At 69.0% G+C, this 1284-nt stretch carries 2 protein-coding genes; one reads left to right on the top strand and one right to left on the bottom strand.

Features of this window, described 5'->3' with window-relative positions; genetic code table 11:
* Window positions 1-137, bottom strand: a 137-nt coding sequence (locus tag AF1_RS33945; RefSeq protein ID WP_255218867.1) for a type II toxin-antitoxin system prevent-host-death family antitoxin, incomplete at its 3' end; no start/stop codon positions are given.
* 68 nt (window positions 138-205) lie between these two features.
* Between AF1_RS33945 and AF1_RS32570 the strand changes: the two genes are divergently transcribed.
* A partial coding sequence (locus AF1_RS32570) for an RNA-guided endonuclease InsQ/TnpB family protein (RefSeq protein ID WP_157419443.1) occupies window positions 206-1284 on the top strand: 1079 nt, incomplete at its 3' end.

Raw genomic sequence — 1284 nt, 5'->3', positions numbered from 1 at the left:
TCGGCGGTTTCGGCGATGGGGACGGGGACGATCGCGGCGATGCGGCGGCCCCGGTTGGTGATGTAGGTGATGCGTCCTCGGACGGCGGCGTCGTTGAGGACGTCGGCGAACTGGCGGCGTGCGTCGGCGACGCTCATCTCTTCCGACTCCATGCGCGTCAGTGTACAAGCACGAACTTCTATGTACATGGATGTACGATTCACGAGTGCGGCTCAGGTACAACTTCCGGCTCTACCCGACCCCTGGCCAGCAGCAGGCGCTGGCGAGGGCGTTCGGGTGTGCGCGGGTGGTGTTCAACGACGCTCTCCGCGTCCGCGGGGATGCGCATGCGGCCGGGCTGCCGTACCTGCCGGACGGGGATCTGTCCAAGCTGGTCATCACGCAGGCGAAGAAGACCACCGGGCGGGCGTGGCTGGGCGAGGTGTCGGCCGTGGTGCTCCAGCAGGCCCTGGCGGACCTGAACACCGCCTACCGCAACTTCTTCGCCTCGGTGTCGGGCAAGCGCAAAGGCCGCCGGGTCGCACCACCCCGGTTCCGGTCCCGCAAGGACGGGCGGCAGGCGATCCGGTTCACCCGCAACGCCCGCTTCACGGTCACGCCGGGCGGGAAGCTGCGCCTGCCCAAGATCGGGGACGTGCGGGTGCGCTGGTCCCGTCCGCTGCCGTCGGAGCCGTCGAGCGTGACGGTGATCAAGGACGCGGCCGGACGGTACTTCGCCTCCTTCGTCGTCGAGACGACGGGCGAACCCCTGCCGGAGGTGGCGGCGGAGGTCGGGATCGATCTGGGGTTGACGCATTTCGCGGTGACCTCGGACGGCCGGAAGATCACCGGCCCGAAGTTCCTGCGCCGCGCCGAACGCCGGTTGCGCAAAGCCCAGCAGGCGCTGTCGCGCAAGCAGAAGGGCTCGGCGAACCGGCGGAAGGCCGCCGCGAGGGTCGCGCGGCTGCACGCCCGCGTGGCCGATGTGCGGCGGGACCATCACCACAAGCTCTCCACACAACTGATCCGCGACAACCAAGCGGTCTACGTGGAGAACCTCGCGGTGAACGGTCTGGCCCGCACCCGGCTGGCCAAGTCCGTGCACGACGCGGGCTGGTCCCAGTTCGTGTCGATGCTCGAATACAAGGCGCAACGGTACGGCCGCACCTTCGCGAAGATCGACCGCTGGTTCCCCTCCTCCAAGCTCTGCTCGGCGTGCGGGACGGTCACCGAATCCATGCCGCTGAACATCCGCGAGTGGGCCTGCCAGTGCGGCGCGGTCCACGACCGCGATGTCAACGCCGC

This window comes from Actinomadura formosensis NBRC 14204 (assembly GCF_001552155.1).
Classification (GTDB): domain Bacteria; phylum Actinomycetota; class Actinomycetes; order Streptosporangiales; family Streptosporangiaceae; genus Spirillospora; species Spirillospora formosensis.
The sequence above is the reverse complement of the archived record's forward strand: the minus strand, read 5'-3'. Positions and strand labels throughout refer to the sequence as shown.